This is a genomic window from Aestuariibaculum lutulentum (assembly GCF_032926325.1).
In the GTDB taxonomy this organism is placed as follows: domain Bacteria; phylum Bacteroidota; class Bacteroidia; order Flavobacteriales; family Flavobacteriaceae; genus Aestuariibaculum; species Aestuariibaculum lutulentum.
This window is the reverse complement of sequence record NZ_CP136709.1, coordinates 2,290,882-2,307,618: the sequence shown is the minus strand read 5'-3', so window position 1 is coordinate 2,307,618 and position 16,737 is coordinate 2,290,882. Positions and strand designations below refer to the sequence as shown.

The following is a 16,737-nucleotide window of genomic DNA, read 5'->3' as shown; positions in this document are numbered from 1 at the left end:
TTTTGGAAAGAGATCTGATTTTTAATAAATTAGGGAAAAGCATCTGTATTATGAAAACAGCTAATAACCGTTTAGATATTGCCATAAAAAAATTATACACGGCATTTCACGATGATTGCCTTCATCCGGAGTGTTGTAAACAATGTGCTGTGGGTAACATTTTAGATCATTCAGATGCCTGGAAACACTTCTCTGATGATCACGGCTCAACGAAACTCAATTATATTGGTCACGTTAATGAGACCTTCGGAAAACGGTTTAACGGTTATACCCCTTCAGAATTACTTCTTATTGAAGTCACTTTTTTAAAAGCCTGTGGATATCAATTACCATTGCATTTCAAAAATAACAAGCCTGAAAACCCAACAAACAAAGACAATCTATTCAAAGGACTGCAAGCGGTTATTGAACTACTATGCGAGTTAGATAAAAGCCCGAATGTGATGGACTACACCAAACTTTTTGATAATTTGAGAATCTCAAAAAAGTCGTTGGTTTTAAAATAAATCTTTTCCTAAGCGCAACCAATTAATTAACTGGGCATCTTATACCAAAACCAATGTTCATGAAAGTTTGTTGTTCCTTATTTTTGTCCTTAATAATTATTTCTTGTTCTTCAAATGACATCTTATCCTATGGCAATTACAAGTTAAAAAATAACCGCTGTTACAATCTTATTGACTCAAACTACGAACTTTGTGTTGATTCTATTTCAGACTCGCGTTGCCCGGAAGATGTAGTTTGCATATGGGAAGGTAATGCTAAAGTTTACTTTTCATTAAAATCGCCAAACGAAAATACTAGTTTTACTTTAAACACATTCAGAGGTTTTCAAACAGATTCCATTTTAAAAGGTTTTAAATTTACATTACTTGATGTTTTACCTTATCCGGTAAATACCACTTCTTCTGAACAAAATAATTATAACGTTGAAATAAACATCACAGATACCAAATAGCATCTATTTTTAAACACTTACCTAATATTATTACCCTAAAAAGATTTAAATCAGTCATTTAGAAATATTTTCTTACTTTTAGTTTTCACTTAATTAACCTCTAACCAACATTATATGAAAACAAAATCATTTATTTTAACTAGCTTGTGCTGTGCCTCACTTATGGCATGTATATCTAAAGAAAAAAAAGAAACTACCGAAGATTATGAACCTGTTGAAGTAAAAGAAGTCGCCATAGATCCTATAAAACGTGGCGAACATTTAGTCAATGCCATTGGTTGCCATGATTGTCATACACCAAAAAAGTTTACTGAAAAAGGTATGGAACTTGATTTTGATCGTTTACTTTCCGGACATCCGGCAGATGAAATCTTACCGCCTTACGATGAAGAAACAGCTAAATCCTATTTACTATTTAATATGGGATTAACTGCTGCGACAGGTCCATGGGGAACTTCTTTCGGGGCCAATTTAACACCAGACGCAACTGGTATTGGCTCGTGGAGTGAAAAACAGTTTTTAACCGCTATTAAAAAAGGTCTTTATAAAGGTATGGAAGGCAGCAGACCACTATTACCACCAATGCCGTGGCAATCGTATAAAAATTTACCTGATGACGATTTAAAGGCTATTTTCGCCTATTTAAAAACGATTAAACCTATTGACAACTTAGTACCAAGCAACATTCCTCCTAAGATTAATTAATAAAAATATAGCGTATAAAAAAAGCCAACTCGTTTGAGTTGGCTTTTTTTATATCATAAGTTTTGGACTATCCTCCGAAGTCATCAAATCTGATGTTTTCATCTGGAAGACCAAAATCTTCTCCCATTTTTTGTACCGCCTTATTCATTAACGGTGGTCCACAGAAATATAATTCAATATCTTCTGGAGCATCGTGTTTACTTAAATAGTTATCAATAACACAATTGTGAATGAATCCTACGAAACCATCACCTTCAGAGTCAATATCTGCTTTAACTTTCCAGTTATCTTCTGGTAACGGCTCAGAAAGTGCTAAGAAGAAACGGAAGTTAGGGAATTCTTTCTCCAATTGATAGAAGTGATCTAAGTAGAATAACTCACGCTTAGAACGTCCACCATACCAATAAGTCACTTTACGACCGGTTTTTAATGTTTTGAATAAGTGGTATAAGTGTGAACGCATTGGCGCCATACCAGCTCCACCACCAACATAAAGCATTTCGGCTTCAGACTCGTTAATAAAGAACTCACCGTAAGGACCAGAAATTGTTACTTTATCTCCTGGTTTTCTTGAGAAAATATAAGATGAAGCTACCCCTGGGTTTACATCCATCCAACCATTTTTATTTCTATCCCATGGCGGAGTTGCAATACGTACGTTAAGCATGATATCACGTCCTTCAGCTGGGTAAGAAGCCATAGAGTAAGCTCTTTCAACCGTATCGTCATTTTTCATTACTAACGGCCATAATCCGAATTTATCCCACTCTGCCTGGAACTTATCCGGAGTTTCGTGTTCTTCAGGGTGTGCTGTAATATCGATATCTGAATATTTAATTTCACACTTAGGGATTTCAATTTGAATATACCCTCCTGCCTTATAGTTCATATCTTCAGGGATACGTACTACGAATTCTTTAATGAAGGATGCCACGTTGTAGTTACGTACAACTTCTGCTTCCCATTTTTTGATACCAAATACCTCTTCAGGAATTGTGATATCCATATCTTGTTTTACCTTAACCTGACAAGCTAAACGCGCTCCGTGTTGTAACTCTTTACGTGTAAAGTGAGGTGTTTCTGTTGGAAGTGCTTCTCCTCCACCTGAATTTACGTGACACTCACACTGAATACACGTTCCTCCTCCACCACAAGCTGATGGTAAAAATATTTTTTGATTTCCTAAAGTAGATAATAAACTACCTCCTGAGGCAACTTCGATTTCCTTTTCACCGTTAATAGTAATCTTTACCGGCCCTGAAGGCGATAACTTTTGTTTTACTACTAATAGCAAGGTAACCAGTAAAAGCGTAATAATTAAGAACGCTACTACCGTTGCTACTATTGTTCCTGTTGTACCTGCTGCTAATAAAATCATCTTAATTATTTGTATTGTTAGCTAACTCTTCTTTTTCTGTTTCAGCTGCATTTATAGCAACCTGATCGTTTGATGTTTCCTCTTGAACAGAAGCTGTTTTCTCTTCTTTCTTAGCCTCATCATCACCACCAGTTAACATACCACCAAAACTCATGAATCCAATCGCCATTAACCCGGTAATGATAAAGGTAATACCTAAACCACGTAATGCAGGCGGCACGTTTGAATATCTGATTTTCTCACGTATAGCTGCAATTGCTAAGATTGCTAAAAACCATCCAATACCTGAACCTACACCGTATACTGTTGCTAAACCTAAAGTTGGGATTTCACGAGATTGCATGAATAATGAACCTCCTAAAATTGCACAGTTTACTGCGATAAGTGGTAAGAAAATACCAAGTGAGTTATATAATGATGGAGAGAACTTCTCTACCACGATTTCTACTAACTGTACCATGGTTGCAATAGTAGCGATGAATAAGATGAATGATAAGAAACTTAAATCGTAAGCTGCATACTCTTCACCTAACCATTTTAAAGCACCTGGTTGTAAAATATACTGATCTAACAACCAGTTTAAAGGTACTGTTATAAGCATTACGAAAATAACGGCAGCCCCTAAACCAACAGCTGTTGAAACTTTTTTAGATACTGCAAGGTAAGAACACATTCCTAAGAACGTAGCAAATACCATGTTATCTATAAATATTGATTTTAAAAATAATTCTAAATGTTCCATATGTTTTCAATTATGAATTCTGAAAAACAGAATCCTAAATTAGAGACTAGTCTTCGATTAATGCTTTGTTTCTAGAACGTTGTACCCAAATAATGATACCTACCACGATTAACGCCATTGGCGATAATAACATGAAACCATTATTTTCATATCCTATGGCATATAATCCTGTTTTTTCGATTGGATCTCCCAAAACTTTAAATCCTAATAATGTACCAGAACCTAATAATTCTCTGAAGAAACCAACGATAATAAGAATAACACCATAACCTAAAGCATTACCAATACCATCTAAAAACGATTTCCATGGCCCATTACCCAAAGCGAAAGCCTCGAAACGTCCCATAATGATACAGTTGGTAATTATTAACCCAACGAATACCGATAAGGTTTTACTTAACTCGTATGAGAATGCTTTTAATACCTGGTCTACTATAATTACTAAAGCTGCAACAACAACTAACTGAACTATAATTCTAATTTTTGAAGGAATAATGTTTCTCAATAAAGAGATAACCACGTTACCTATACCTAATACAAATAATACAGATACAGCCATTACAATAGATGCTTTTAACTGCGCTGTAATCGCTAAGGCAGAACAAATACCTAATACCTGAATAGTAATTGGGTTATTATCTGCTAACGGATCTGTAATTAACTTTGCGTCTTTCTTTGATAAAAGTCCCATACGATTAATTATTTTTTAAATTATCAAAATAAGGTTTGTAAAGCTTTAAATCGCTTTTAATCATTGCTGCAACACCATTACCTGTAATAGTAGCTCCTGCAATAGCATCAACCTCATTATCTGTTTTATCTTCGTTTGTTGGATCGGCATTTCCTTTAGCTACCTCCACTCCTTTAAAGTTTCCGTTAGCATCTAACAAATGTTCTCCAATAAAATCGTCCATAAAGAAACGCTCTTTAATGTTCGCTCCTAATCCTGGTGTTTCACCTTTATGATCGAAGTATGCGCCTTGAATAACCATGTTCTCATCCATTGAAACATATCCCCAGATAGCATCCCAAAGTCCCTTTCCGTAGATTGGCACAATGTAAAATGTCTTTCCGTCTTTCTCTCCAATAAATAAAGGTAAGTTGCGCTTTGCAGCATCTCCACCAGCAGCAGCTTTATCTTTTTTAAGATCGATTAAATAAGCTTGGTTATCTTCAGAAACGCTTCCATTTGTGATAACCTCTTGCTTAGTGATATATTTAGCAAATAATTCTGATGCGTCTTTGGTATCTACAAACACAGCACTACCAGCATCGTTATTATTTACTCCCATGGCATATAGAATATTTTGTTGTTTTTCTATACGCATATTTTCTGAAATCTTCGGACTTAATGAAGAAGCCGTAAATGCTAATAAGGCTCCTACAATTACTACCATTGCTATCGCAAATAGAATAGTATATGAATTTTTGTCTGTTCTATTTTCCATCGTTATGCAACTTTAGCTTTTAAACGTTTCATTCTTTTCTTCACATTACCTTGAACTACGTAATGATCGATAGTTGGTGCAAATACGTTCATTAAAAGAATCGCTAACATTACACCCTCTGGATATGCCGGGTTAAATACACGAATTAAGATAGAGATAAATCCTATTAAGAATCCGTAAATCCATTTTCCTTTATTGGTTTGTGAAGCTGTTACAGGATCTGTAGCCATAAACACCGTACCAAAAGCAAAACCTCCAATTAATAAGTGGTGCCAGAATGGGGTGCTCATTAAGCCATAGAACTTACTTGCTTCAGAAATAATACCAGCATCAACAACCTGATTGAAGATTAATCCCATTACAATAGCTCCTACTACAGAAGATAACATAATTCTCCAGCTTCCAATTTTAGTGAAGATTAAGAATAAACCACCTAAAAGGATTAATACTGTAGACGTTTCACCAACAGATCCAGGAATAAATCCTAAGAACATATCTGAAACTGAATAAGCAAATTCCTTTCCTTGCGCTAAGCTTCCTAAAATGGTTTCACCAGAAATAGCATCTAAATTAGCACCAGCAGCAATCTCGTTAGTTCTTTCAACAGCACCTTCTACCCATACTTTATCTCCAGACATCCAGGTTGGATATGCAAAGAATAAAAATGCACGAATGGTTAAAGCCGGGTTAAGAATATTCATTCCTGTACCACCAAATACTTCCTTACCAATTACAACACCGAAAGCTACTGCTACTGCAAGCATCCAAAGCGGAATATCGATAGGTACAACAAGTGGCACTAACATACCAGTTACTAAGTATCCTTCTTCAACCTCGTGTTTTTTAATGATTGCGAATAAGAACTCAATTCCTAAACCAACACCGTAAGATACGATTACTAACGGAAGTATTTTCCAGAAACCAATCATGAAGTTTGCTAAAGTCCAGAATTCTGAACTAAAGAAACCACCTGAAACTGCATCGATAGAACCAACAGCTAAATTGTGTTGATACCCTGCGTTAAACATTCCGAAAATTAAACACGGAATCATAGCCATGATAACCGTATTCATGGTACGCTTTAAATCATCTGCAGCCTTAACATGAGTTCCACCGTGAGTGGTCTCGTTTGGCAAGTATAAGAAGGTATGAAGCGCGTTGAATGCAGGAGCAAACTTCGTGCTTTTATACTTTTCTTTTAAAACATGTAATTTATTTTTTAAACTCATTTTTTATAGTTTTCATTTTTAATTAGAAAAATGAATAAGATTTTATTTTTCACTCTGCTTAACAAAACGAAGAAAACTTCATTTTTCATTTTGCTTCACAAAAGGAATAATTATCCAATTTCTTTAAGCATTAAATCTAAGCCCTCTCTAATAATTTTTTGATGTGGTTGCTTAGATACACAAACAAACTCAGTTAATGCAAAATCTTCAGGAGCTACTTCATACATCCCTAAAGCTTCCATTTCATCTAAATCTTTATACATACAAGCTTTTAAAATTTGTAATGGATAAATATCTAAAGGAAATACTTCTTCGTAACCACCAGTAACAACGAAAGCACGGTGTTCACCATTTGTATTGGTATCTAAGTTGTATTCTTTTTTAGGGTTTAACCAAGAGAAGGTTAATGCTCTAGAAGTAGAAATTTTGTTGAATACCGGTTTATTCCATCCAAAGAAATCGTAATCATCTCCTTCTGGAATTACAGTTATTACATTACTGTAATAATCTAAAGCACCATCTGGTCTTACTTGTTTTCCACTTAAAACGTTTCCTGAAATTACACGAGCATTAGAGTCTTGAGTAATACCTTTATCGTAAATCATAGTTGCTACTTCGCTACCAATTTTGGTTTTAAAGTAACGTGGTTTTTCAATCTCAGAACCTGCTAAAGCAACAATACGCTCTGCGTTAAATTTACCAGTTAACAATAATTCACCTATAATAACAAGATCCTGTGCGTTTACCGTCCAAACAACTTCACCTTTATTAACAGGGTCTACTCTGTTAATTAATGTACCTACATTCCCTGAAGGGTGTGGTCCTGATACTTTGTGAAGTGTAATTCCAGATAAACCTGCTAAAGGCGAATTAGAATTAGCACCAACAGACACGTGTACTTTACCTTCAGTTAATTTCCCTATGGCAGTAACGGCAGCTTGTAATTCTGCTTCTTTACCTTTTAAAGTAAAATCTAAATCGGCTGCTAAAGGTGCACTTGCGTAACCTGAAATAAAAATAGCCTTTGGTGTTTTAGACGGGTTAGCCACAACATCGTATGGACGTTGTTTGATAAATGGCCAACAGCCTGAAGCCAATAAATGCGCCTTTACCATTCCTGGGTTAGCCGCATCGACATCAAACTTACCGTTGTCTAAGTACACTTGTTCGCTATCAACTTCTATTTTAACAGCATCTACTCTACGTTTTGGTCCACGAACTACCTCAACTACAGTTCCAGATACAGGCGACACAAATTTCACAGATTCGTTCGATTTATCATAAAAAATCGTTTCACCCGCTTTTAATGTGGTACCTTCTTTAGCTACAAGTTTTGGAATTACGCTGTGGAAATCTTCAGGTCTAACCGTGCAGTACTTACTTATAACTGCCTGTTCAACAGTTTTTTCAGCCTCACCTTTAAGTTTTATATTCAGACCTTTCTTAATCTTAATGTCGTTTGACATACGCTATATAATTGAATTTTGTTGTCTAAAAAGCGACGCAAATTTACTGAATTTCTTCAGTAATAAACGTTATTGTAATGCCTTAGTTTGTTATTTGTACAGATTCTAAATAAGAGATTATTGCCTAGGCATGAATTTTGTATATCTTTACAAGATATTATTCGTAATTAGATGAAAATTAACACACATCTCTTTTTTTATTTTTTCTTTTTCTCTTTCTTAAGCTTTGCCCAAGTTGAAGAAGTTACACCACCTGACTATATAAAAACCATAAATTTTAAAGGAAATACGCCCGAAACGCAATTACCCATTTTAAAGCTTGGTGAATATGTGGTTTTAGAGTTCGACGCCTTAAACGGAAATGAGGATGATTACTACTATAAAATTGAACATTTTAATCACGACTGGACACCTTCCGTTTTATTCAAATCGGAATATTTAGACGGTTTTGATAATCAGCGTATTCGCGACTACGAAAACTCATATAACACCTATCAAATTTATTCACATTACAAACTAACCATCCCTAATCAGTTTACTAAAGGTTTAAAGGTTTCAGGGAATTACATGCTTTCAATTTTCAATAGTTACGACGAACTGGTTTTCTCAAGAAAATTTATGATTTACGAAGATGAAGCATCGGTTGGCGTTGCACTTAAACGCGCAAGAAACATTGAGTATATAGACCAGAAACAACGTGTAGATATTACTATTTCCCCTAATGGCGCTGCTTTTAATAACCCTATGCAAACCGTAAAAACTGTTATTGTACAAAACAACAACTTAAACTCAGCTATAAAAGATTTAAAACCCTTGTATACGGTTGGAAAACAACTTATTTACAAGTATGATACCGAAACCAGTTTCTGGGGTGGAAACGAATACCTGTATTTTGAAAACAAAGATGTTCGCGCAGCCAATACAGGAGTGCAATTTATTGATTTAAAAGAACTATACCACAACTATTTATTTACTAATATCCCCAGATACAACAGACCTTACACTTACAATCCGGACATTAATGGAAATTACGTCATCACCAATATTGATGCCGAAGACCCGAGTATAGAAGCCGACTATGTCTGGGTGCATTTTTCCCTGTTAGCCGACGACACTTACAGGAATAAAAATGTACACATCTATGGCAACTTCAACAACTATGTAGTAGATGAAAGCACCCAATTAATTTACGATGAAGATCGAGATACCTTTTCCACGTCTCTACTATTAAAACAAGGATTTTACAATTATAAATACGTTGTTGTTAACACTAACAACACTATTGATGAAGGCGTAATTAGCGGCAACTTTTACCAAACCGAAAATAATTATAAAGTCATCGTGTATTATAGAGATCTGGGTGCCCGTTACGATAAAATTGTAGGCATTGGTGAAGGATCTTCGGTAAACATATCAAACTAAGTCTTTTCATCCATTTTTTTAACACTTTTGGTTAATTTTTACCGATAACTTCTAATATTTCTTATTTTAGCAGTATATCTATACCCATTTTACCCAAAGAAAACATGGTTCAATTAGTTACTAGAGGGATTAAAATCTCGGTCGAAACTACCTACGAAGGCTCTTTTTACAGAGACTACAAAATACAGTATGCTTTCGGCTACACCATTACTATTGAAAACCAAAGTAAAGATGTTGTTCAATTAAATTCCCGTCACTGGGACATTTTTGATGCTTTAAACAACGTTGAAATTGTAACAGGTGAAGGTGTTATTGGTCAGACTCCGATAATCCAACCCGGCGAATCACATACTTACTCTTCAGGATGCCTGCTTTCTTCCCCTTTTGGAGCCATGAAAGGTTTTTACAACATGCTTAATTTCTCAACCAACAGCATTTTTAAGGTCACTATCCCTACATTTAAACTAAGCGCACCTTTTGCGATAAACTAATAAATTATGAAAACTATCATTCATCTTGTATGTCTTGTTCTAATTTCAATGACTACAAGCTGCCAGTCAAAAACCGACAAAAGCAAAACTTCTGAAGTTAATAGAGTTGAATTTGCAGAAAATATATCGAGAAAACTTTTAGAAGCATAAAAAAACGGGGACTACTACAAATTAACAGAAGAAGAGGCCACACCAACCATGATTAACGGTCTTAATGAAGACTTACAAAAAAGTTCATACTCTCAGATAAAAAGTATGTTCGGTGATTACCAAGATTTAAAATTTGAATCTTTAAAAATATATCCTAAAAATGGTGAATCTTTTGATATCTATAGGTTTAAAGGCGCTTTCGAAAAAAACAAAGAAGTTGAAGTTCGAGCAGTCTTAAACAAACAAGGCAAACTTTCTGGCTTTTTCATAAAACCCTGGAACGACAACTTATAATTCCCCTACTCTGTTAAAACGATAAACCCTATCCTTTTGTTTAATGTGAAAAAATTTACAGTTTGAGTAGTGAATAAATTCATAAGTTTCATGATACTCAAAGCCATCGTCCTCAATTCTATAAACAGCATCAACATCAACATTCCCGTGAGGTGAAATACGCCTGAATTTAAAATGTAAAGCCTCCTCCAAATCATGCAATTCAAACCAGGCGCCGGCAGCAATACCAGATAACCACTGTGACTTATGATGCAAATCTTCAATAGGTTTTGATTGTAATGTTCCAACAAAATCAGGTTTATGGTCTTGCAACCTATCTAAAAAACAACGCATATTTTCACTGGATTGAGAACCTCTAAAAACACATATATCCCCTGCCTCAGAAACCTCAAAAACATGAGATGCCGTATTAGCCAACAATACATTTCCAACGGTACTCGGCGTAAACCACTTCGATGTTTCCAACTTGCGTTTAATATTCTTATCTGTCACTGAAGCAATCAAAGCATCAGTAACAAAACGCGCGCAGTTACACGCATTTCTTATAAACGCCGCATACCGAATAAAATGCTTGTTTTGCATTTCGGTAATATGTGCTCGGGCATTTTTATAATCTACAAAAGCACATACCGAAGCCACAAGTTTTCCATCACCATGAGTCAACTTAGGATGTGTTGCTAAAAATTTTAAAATGTCCTCTAAATTTAAAATAGTGTCGCCTTGAATTTCTGCTTTAATAGGAAAATCCAATTCATTATCAGTGTCCTTTCCACGCACACGCCCTGTGGGTTCAGGAGTTATATAACGTCCGAAATCATGATACTCTAAACTCCCAGTAGCTTTGTTAATTAATACCAACGCCGCATGCCCTGCTCTTAAATAATTCTTCTTTCCAATTCCTAAAAATCTTAAAAACGGCGAAAACCATTCCTTAGAAACCATAACAATGGTTTCCGGGTAAGCCAGTGTTAAAATGATTCCAGTATTATTCATTAACGATTTCAGGAAATTTCAAGGTTTCATTAGAAATCATGTCGTTATGAAGATTTTCATAATACATACTCACCTTATGATTCGACTTTTCTATCTGGGTAATACTTGTAGTTTTAACAAATCCGCGATCCATAATAACCCCATAATCCAAATTACCTTGTCCTGCATTTTTGTGAAATTTCATTATAGTTTCTTTAGTCAGTTTATGATTTTCTTTAAAAGTTTTAAACCAAGATATACGTTCCCTCTTCATCTCTCCTGTATACAAGGTTGAAGACGACCAGATATGTTCTTCCAATGGCAACTCTTTAAAATATTTAAGTTCACCATCCCAAACAAGCTCAAAGAATTTCAAACCATTATTCCAGTCGGCAACCACTATGGTAAACGGCTCTATATCTTCAAAATTATAAGTATTTATTTCATGCTCAATATCTTCTTCAAAAAGCAAAAAATCTGTCGCAACTAAGCCTCTGCTTCGTCTATAAACATCTCGTCGTTCATGTAAATCGAAAGCGCCATTCAAGACACAAACCACCCGGTTATGCTCACTAACTCCAATCCAGGTTCCACCAGAAATCACATCTTTTGGAAATAATAATTTTGAGTTCTCTTGAGAATAAATCTCAGGAGGAATTGACACTCTAGACGGAGCTTCATCACGATTAGAAGTTAAAATAAAATTGTTATTCCCTTTAGGAACCAAAGTAACTGTACACATGCAAATTATAGTCTTTAAACCAAATTGCAACTTACAAAAATCTGTGAAATTTTAACAGGTTTTTGACAATTCACTCCCCCATAAACTCCTTTAAAAAACGTAAATTTGCGAAGAACAAAAACAAACAAAACTAAAAACTCGTAATATGGGAAAAGGATTCTTTAATGTACCTGTTGCAGTCAATGAACCTGTAAAGTCTTACGCTCCGGGAACTCCCGAACGTGATGCTGTATTAGCAGAATACAAAAACATGTATAACAGTACAGTTGATGTACCTTTATATATAAACGGACAAAACATAGAAACTGGAAACACCAGAACCATGTCGCCTCCACACGATCACCAACATGTTGTTGGAACTTACCACTTAGCTGAGAAATCGCATGTTGATGATGCTATCGCAACTGCTTTGGAAGCAAGAAAATCTTGGGCTTTAATGCCATGGGAACAACGTGCTGCTATCTTTTTAAAGGCTGCTGAACTTGTTGCCGGACCTTACCGTTATAAAATTAATGCTGCGACTATGATGGCGCAGTCTAAAAATATTTTCCAGGCTGAAATTGATGCTGCTTGTGAGTTTGTAGACTTTTTACGTTTCAACGTACAGTACATGACTGAAATCTACAGCGAACAACCAAAAAGCACAAGCGATGCATGGAACCGTGTTGAGTACAGACCTCTTGAAGGTTTCACTTACGCTGTAACTCCATTTAACTTTACTGCTATTTCTGGAAACTTACCTGCTTGTATGGCATTAATGGGTAACGTTGTTGTTTGGAAACCAAGCGACAGCCAGATTTACTCTGCTAAAGTAATCATGGACATCTTCGAAGAAGCTGGTGTTCCTGCAGGTGTTATTAATGTAGTTTTCGGTGATCCAGTAATGATTTCTGAAACTGTATTATCGCACCCAGATTTTTCTGGATTACACTTCACGGGTTCTACATTTATTTTTAAAGAACTTTGGAAACAAATAGGAAACAACATTCACAACTATAAAACATACCCAAGAATTGTTGGTGAAACTGGAGGTAAAGATTTCATCATGGCGCATAAATCGGCTAACCCTAAACAAGTAGCTACTGCTATTGTTCGTGGTGCATTCGAATATCAAGGACAAAAATGTAGTGCAGCTTCTCGTGCTTATGTACCATCAAACCTTTGGGAAGATGTAAAAGCACAACTTACCGAAGATGTAAACTCATTTAAAATGGGTTCTCCGGAAGATATGAGTAACTTCATCACCGCTGTTATTCACGAAGGATCATTCAACAAATTAGTAAAATACATCGAGCAAGCTAAAACGGATGCTGACGCTGAAATTATTCTTGGTGGCGGTTACGATAAGAGCAAAGGCTATTTTGTTGAACCAACAGTAATTGTAACAACAAATCCTAAATACGTAACTATGGAAACTGAGTTATTCGGTCCTGTAATTACTATTTACGTTTACGATGCTGACAAGTACTCTGAAACGTTAAAATTAGTTGACGAAACAAGTGAATACGCTTTAACTGGTGCTATTATATCTCAAGACAGATATGCAATTACCGAAGCAACCACAGCTTTACAAAACTGTGCAGGCAACTTCTACATTAATGACAAATGTACAGGTGCCGTTGTAGGTCAGCAACCATTTGGTGGTGCACGTGCTTCAGGAACTAACGATAAAGCAGGAAGCCCTCAAAACTTATTACGTTGGGTATCTCCTCGATTAATAAAAGAAACTTTTGTAACTCCAACGGATTACCGTTACCCATTTTTAGGAGAATAGAAGTCTATATTATGATTATTGAAATAAAGCCTATCAAATTTGATAGGCTTTATTTTTTATGTAGAAATTTATTTATCTTTCAATTGCTATTTCAAAAACAAGAAAGGCACATTTTTTGAAGACCATTAGCTATGAAAAAACAACTAATCATTACCGCTTTACTTATATCCAGTTTTACAACTTTTGCTCAGGCCAACAAACTCTTGCGACAGGCAGAGCGCAGCACAAATTTACAAGAACGTATTGAATTATGTGATCAGGTTATTGCTTTAGAACCTAAAAATCTAGATGCTTATTTCTTAAGAGGATTAGCTAAAAATGATACTGGTGATTTCTATGGTGCTATAGTCGATTACTCTAAAATTATTGTTTTAGAACCAGACCCGGACACATACTACAATCGTGGAAATTCCCGATATGCTTTAAATGATTTTGAAGGCGCTAAGCAAGATTTCGAAAAAGCATTTGAATTGGATCCTAATTTTATTGATGCCCTTTACAGTATGGGCTGTGCTCAATATGACTTAGGCGAATACGAAGACGCCGTGAAAACATTTTGGAAGGTTAATGAAGCTGTTCCTAACGACACTAAAGCAATTTATCGTCGAGCCGACAGTTATAATGCCCTAAAACAATACCGAAATGCATTAAACAATTACACCTTAGCTGTTAACCTTGAAAGATCGTCTACAGCTTTTTATAATCGAGGGGTTTTTCTAATTAGCATTAATTATTATAAAGATGCCCTTAGTGATTTTGAAAAAGCCATCAAAAGAGACGACACAAACTCCAACGCTTACTTCTTTAGAGCAACCTCTCATTTATTTTTAGGAGATTATATCAAAGCTTTTGACGATTACAATACCGCATTAAAATATGATAATCTGGATTTTGATGCCATGCTAGGTCTCGCCATTGCTAATTACAAAATGAACGACCTAAGCAACGCGAAACTTTTCTTTGAAAAAGCCGGCAATATTATAGATCCTGACAACACCATCGAAGGTATTGACAAGTTTAAGAACACCTATTGGTATACCAACCAACTCTTTTATTTTAAAGAAAGGTATCAGGAATTAATTAAACTGTAAATTAACCTTTGTATTTAAGAGGTAAGTGTACTACCTTTTTAGTTTCAAAAAAATCTTCGTCGTAATAATCGGTTAAATCGTAAATGGTTGCGGTTTTATAATCCTGAAGTTCTTCGGTTAAATCGCCTCCTTTTAAATACAGGATTCCATTTTTAAAATCGTGTCTTTGTTCTTTAGCTATTTTACCTTTTACCCAATGCACAAAAGTTGGCATAGCGGCAACAGCACGACTTACAATAAAATCGTAAGTATCATCAATTTCTTCAACACGAGTATGCGTTGTTTTTACATTGGTTAAACCTAACCCTTCAACAACCTCATTTACTACTTTTAGCTTTTTAGCTATACTATCTACCAAATGAAACGAACACTCCGGATATAAAATAGCTAATGGAACCCCTGGAAAACCACCACCAGTACCAACATCCATAATTTTACTTCCATCTTTAAACTGCATTACTTTGGCAATTCCTAAAGAATGTAAAACGTGACGTAAGTACAGCTCATCAATGTCTTTTCTCGACACCACATTGATTTTTAAATTCCAATCCTGGTACAAGGTTTCCAGTAATTTAAATTTATTAATTTGATCTTCTGTCAGGTTTGGGAAGTATTTAAGTATAAGTTCCATTCGTGTTAAATTTTCAACAAAAATATACTTTTTAAACACATATTTTTATAAAAAAACGTTATAAGTTCAGTCTGTTTATACCTATCTTTGCGCCAGGTATGATAGGCAAATTTTTCATAAGTAATCATATTAAATTTTAAAGAATGTCAAAACAAACGCTTTCCTTTTCAAGAACAGATTCTGCAAAGTTTTTCAGAACACTTAACAAACGTGTAAATGAATACTTTAAAGAAAATGATGTAAAACGTACGGGGAATTGGAAACTTTGGGTTAAAACTATTGTTATGTTTTCAATATTTTTAACGCCTTACTTTTTATTACTAACATTAAACATCCCAGGTTGGGCTCAATTACTATTAACTATTGTTATGGGAATTGGTATGGCCGGTGTCGGCATGAACGTTATGCACGATGGTAACCACGGTGCTTTTTCTAATAAGGAATGGGTTAACCGCCTTATGGGAAGTAGTATTTATATCCTTGCCGGGAATGTGTATAACTGGCAGGTACAACACAATGTACTTCACCACACCTATACCAACATTCACGGTCACGATGAAGATTTAGAAGCCGGACGTATTTTACGTTTTACAGAGCACTCTGAATGGCGTTGGCACCACAGATTTCAACATTACTACTCCGTTTTACTTTACGGTTTATTGACCATAAATTGGGCTATTACTACGGACTGGCAACAAATGCAACGCTACATGAAGCGTAAGTTGTCTTACGGAAAATTCCCAAATCCGGTTTGGAACTGGAGTAAGTTAGTGATCTCTAAAGTTATCTATATCTCCATCTGGATTGTTCTTCCAATGCTTGTTTTAGATATTGCCTGGTGGAAAATTTTAATCGGATTCTTCGTGATGCACTACACCGCCGGATTAATTTTAAGTGTTGTTTTCCAGTTAGCACACGTTATGGAAGAAGCTGAAATGCCACTACCGGAAAAAGACGGTACTATGAAAAATACATGGGCGATTCACCAGTTAAAAACAACAGTTAATTTTGGAGCTAAAAGCAAAATCATTAACTGGTTTACCGGAGGATTAAACCACCAGATTGAGCATCACATTTTCCCACATATTAGCCATATTCATTATGACAAAATCGGAAAAATCGTGAAAGAAACTGCGAAAGAGTTTAACTTACCTTATAACGAATATAAAACCACACGTAAGGCTATCATAGCACATTTCAAGCATTTAAAAGAAATGGGGATGAAACCGGCTTTACAAGTCTAA

At 35.4% G+C, this 16,737-nt stretch carries 18 protein-coding genes; 9 read left to right on the top strand and 9 right to left on the bottom strand.

What is annotated here, in order from left to right:
• Nucleotides 1-50: 50 nt before the first annotated feature.
• The 3 genes from R1X58_RS09785 to R1X58_RS09775 all read left to right on the top strand — a co-directional run bounded on the left by R1X58_RS09785 (nucleotide 51) and on the right by R1X58_RS09775 (nucleotide 1,663).
• Nucleotides 51-506: a Na(+)-translocating NADH-quinone reductase subunit F gene (locus tag R1X58_RS09785; protein WP_240574743.1), complete on the top strand. Its 456-nt coding sequence runs from the start codon at nucleotides 51-53 to the stop codon at nucleotides 504-506.
• Between the two features lie 59 nt (nucleotides 507-565).
• Nucleotides 566-958: a hypothetical protein gene (locus R1X58_RS09780; RefSeq protein WP_240574742.1), complete on the top strand. Its 393-nt coding sequence runs from the start codon at nucleotides 566-568 to the stop codon at nucleotides 956-958.
• A 114-nt stretch (nucleotides 959-1,072) separates the two neighbouring features.
• On the top strand, nucleotides 1,073-1,663 hold the full coding sequence (locus R1X58_RS09775) for a c-type cytochrome (RefSeq protein WP_240574740.1): 591 nt from the start codon (nucleotides 1,073-1,075) through the stop codon (nucleotides 1,661-1,663).
• Between the two features lie 67 nt (nucleotides 1,664-1,730).
• Here the strand turns inward: R1X58_RS09775 and nqrF are convergent, their stop codons facing one another.
• The 6 genes from nqrF to R1X58_RS09745 form a co-directional block, all read right to left on the bottom strand.
• A complete protein-coding gene (gene nqrF, locus R1X58_RS09770; RefSeq protein WP_240574941.1) occupies nucleotides 1,731-3,038 on the bottom strand; it encodes an NADH:ubiquinone reductase (Na(+)-transporting) subunit F in 1,308 nt (435 codons plus the stop codon).
• A gap of 4 nt (nucleotides 3,039-3,042) precedes the next feature.
• Nucleotides 3,043-3,783: an NADH:ubiquinone reductase (Na(+)-transporting) subunit E gene (gene nqrE / locus R1X58_RS09765; RefSeq protein ID WP_240574738.1), complete on the bottom strand. Its 741-nt coding sequence runs from the start codon at nucleotides 3,781-3,783 to the stop codon at nucleotides 3,043-3,045.
• A 46-nt stretch (nucleotides 3,784-3,829) separates the two neighbouring features.
• Nucleotides 3,830-4,474: an NADH:ubiquinone reductase (Na(+)-transporting) subunit D gene (locus tag R1X58_RS09760; RefSeq protein ID WP_188224532.1), complete on the bottom strand. Its 645-nt coding sequence runs from the start codon at nucleotides 4,472-4,474 to the stop codon at nucleotides 3,830-3,832.
• Nucleotides 4,475-4,478: 4 nt separating this feature from the next.
• Entirely contained in the window at nucleotides 4,479-5,231 is a 753-nt protein-coding gene (locus R1X58_RS09755) for a Na(+)-translocating NADH-quinone reductase subunit C (RefSeq protein WP_240574735.1), read from the bottom strand.
• Nucleotides 5,232-5,233: 2 nt separating this feature from the next.
• On the bottom strand, nucleotides 5,234-6,460 hold the full coding sequence (locus R1X58_RS09750) for an NADH:ubiquinone reductase (Na(+)-transporting) subunit B (RefSeq protein ID WP_240574731.1): 1,227 nt from the start codon (nucleotides 6,458-6,460) through the stop codon (nucleotides 5,234-5,236).
• A gap of 110 nt (nucleotides 6,461-6,570) precedes the next feature.
• A complete protein-coding gene (locus R1X58_RS09745; protein ID WP_240574730.1) occupies nucleotides 6,571-7,926 on the bottom strand; it encodes a Na(+)-translocating NADH-quinone reductase subunit A in 1,356 nt (451 codons plus the stop codon).
• Between the two features lie 171 nt (nucleotides 7,927-8,097).
• Between R1X58_RS09745 and R1X58_RS09740 the strand changes: the two genes are divergently transcribed.
• The 3 genes from R1X58_RS09740 to R1X58_RS09730 all read left to right on the top strand — a co-directional run bounded on the left by R1X58_RS09740 (nucleotide 8,098) and on the right by R1X58_RS09730 (nucleotide 10,283).
• A complete protein-coding gene (locus R1X58_RS09740; protein ID WP_240574728.1) occupies nucleotides 8,098-9,348 on the top strand; it encodes a type IX secretion system plug protein in 1,251 nt (416 codons plus the stop codon).
• 104 nt (nucleotides 9,349-9,452) lie between these two features.
• On the top strand, nucleotides 9,453-9,839 hold the full coding sequence (apaG, locus tag R1X58_RS09735) for a Co2+/Mg2+ efflux protein ApaG (protein WP_240574727.1): 387 nt from the start codon (nucleotides 9,453-9,455) through the stop codon (nucleotides 9,837-9,839).
• Nucleotides 9,840-10,037: 198 nt separating this feature from the next.
• Nucleotides 10,038-10,283, top strand: coding sequence for a hypothetical protein (locus R1X58_RS09730; protein ID WP_240574726.1), 246 nt, complete (start codon nucleotides 10,038-10,040; stop codon nucleotides 10,281-10,283).
• On the opposite strand, the gene R1X58_RS09725 is transcribed toward R1X58_RS09730, so the two are convergent.
• Together R1X58_RS09725 and R1X58_RS09720 are read right to left on the bottom strand one after the other, a co-directional pair.
• On the bottom strand, nucleotides 10,278-11,276 hold the full coding sequence (locus R1X58_RS09725) for a DUF6695 family protein (RefSeq protein ID WP_240574721.1): 999 nt from the start codon (nucleotides 11,274-11,276) through the stop codon (nucleotides 10,278-10,280). The genes R1X58_RS09730 and R1X58_RS09725 overlap by 6 nt on opposite strands.
• Entirely contained in the window at nucleotides 11,269-11,997 is a 729-nt protein-coding gene (locus R1X58_RS09720; protein ID WP_240574720.1) for an NRDE family protein, read from the bottom strand. Before R1X58_RS09720 ends, R1X58_RS09725 begins: the two co-directional genes overlap by 8 nt.
• A 145-nt stretch (nucleotides 11,998-12,142) precedes the next feature.
• Between R1X58_RS09720 and pruA the strand changes: the two genes are divergently transcribed.
• Both pruA and R1X58_RS09710 read left to right on the top strand, forming a co-directional pair.
• The gene (pruA, locus tag R1X58_RS09715; protein WP_240574718.1) at nucleotides 12,143-13,771 is read left to right on the top strand and encodes an L-glutamate gamma-semialdehyde dehydrogenase; all 1,629 of its coding nucleotides are present in this window, start codon (nucleotides 12,143-12,145) and stop codon (nucleotides 13,769-13,771) included.
• 131 nt (nucleotides 13,772-13,902) lie between these two features.
• Nucleotides 13,903-14,862, top strand: coding sequence for a tetratricopeptide repeat protein (locus R1X58_RS09710; protein WP_240574717.1), 960 nt, complete (start codon nucleotides 13,903-13,905; stop codon nucleotides 14,860-14,862).
• Between the two features lies 1 nt (nucleotide 14,863).
• Here the strand turns inward: R1X58_RS09710 and rsmG are convergent, their stop codons facing one another.
• Nucleotides 14,864-15,493: a 16S rRNA (guanine(527)-N(7))-methyltransferase RsmG gene (gene rsmG, locus R1X58_RS09705; RefSeq protein ID WP_240574716.1), complete on the bottom strand. Its 630-nt coding sequence runs from the start codon at nucleotides 15,491-15,493 to the stop codon at nucleotides 14,864-14,866.
• A 143-nt stretch (nucleotides 15,494-15,636) separates the two neighbouring features.
• Between rsmG and R1X58_RS09700 the strand changes: the two genes are divergently transcribed.
• A complete protein-coding gene (locus R1X58_RS09700) occupies nucleotides 15,637-16,737 on the top strand; it encodes a fatty acid desaturase family protein (RefSeq protein ID WP_240574715.1) in 1,101 nt (366 codons plus the stop codon).

Excerpts from the sequence above, each read along its gene's own strand:
- R1X58_RS09750 (WP_240574731.1), bottom strand. The coding sequence starts at position 6,460 with ATGAGTTTAAAAAATAAATTACATGTTTTAAAAGAAAAGTATAAAAGC.
- R1X58_RS09730 (WP_240574726.1), top strand. The coding sequence starts at position 10,038 with ATGATTAACGGTCTTAATGAAGACTTACAAAAAAGTTCATACTCTCAG.
- apaG (WP_240574727.1), top strand. The coding sequence starts at position 9,453 with ATGGTTCAATTAGTTACTAGAGGGATTAAAATCTCGGTCGAAACTACC.
- R1X58_RS09740 (WP_240574728.1), top strand. The coding sequence starts at position 8,098 with ATGAAAATTAACACACATCTCTTTTTTTATTTTTTCTTTTTCTCTTTC.
- rsmG (WP_240574716.1), bottom strand. The coding sequence starts at position 15,493 with ATGGAACTTATACTTAAATACTTCCCAAACCTGACAGAAGATCAAATT.
- R1X58_RS09720 (WP_240574720.1), bottom strand. The coding sequence starts at position 11,997 with ATGTGTACAGTTACTTTGGTTCCTAAAGGGAATAACAATTTTATTTTA.
- R1X58_RS09700 (WP_240574715.1), top strand. The coding sequence starts at position 15,637 with ATGTCAAAACAAACGCTTTCCTTTTCAAGAACAGATTCTGCAAAGTTT.
- pruA (WP_240574718.1), top strand. The coding sequence starts at position 12,143 with ATGGGAAAAGGATTCTTTAATGTACCTGTTGCAGTCAATGAACCTGTA.
- nqrE (WP_240574738.1), bottom strand. The coding sequence starts at position 3,783 with ATGGAACATTTAGAATTATTTTTAAAATCAATATTTATAGATAACATG.
- R1X58_RS09755 (WP_240574735.1), bottom strand. The coding sequence starts at position 5,231 with ATGGAAAATAGAACAGACAAAAATTCATATACTATTCTATTTGCGATA.
- R1X58_RS09760 (WP_188224532.1), bottom strand. The coding sequence starts at position 4,474 with ATGGGACTTTTATCAAAGAAAGACGCAAAGTTAATTACAGATCCGTTA.
- R1X58_RS09775 (WP_240574740.1), top strand. The coding sequence starts at position 1,073 with ATGAAAACAAAATCATTTATTTTAACTAGCTTGTGCTGTGCCTCACTT.
- R1X58_RS09725 (WP_240574721.1), bottom strand. The coding sequence starts at position 11,276 with ATGAATAATACTGGAATCATTTTAACACTGGCTTACCCGGAAACCATT.
- R1X58_RS09745 (WP_240574730.1), bottom strand. The coding sequence starts at position 7,926 with ATGTCAAACGACATTAAGATTAAGAAAGGTCTGAATATAAAACTTAAA.
- R1X58_RS09780 (WP_240574742.1), top strand. The coding sequence starts at position 566 with ATGAAAGTTTGTTGTTCCTTATTTTTGTCCTTAATAATTATTTCTTGT.
- R1X58_RS09710 (WP_240574717.1), top strand. The coding sequence starts at position 13,903 with ATGAAAAAACAACTAATCATTACCGCTTTACTTATATCCAGTTTTACA.
- R1X58_RS09785 (WP_240574743.1), top strand. The coding sequence starts at position 51 with ATGAAAACAGCTAATAACCGTTTAGATATTGCCATAAAAAAATTATAC.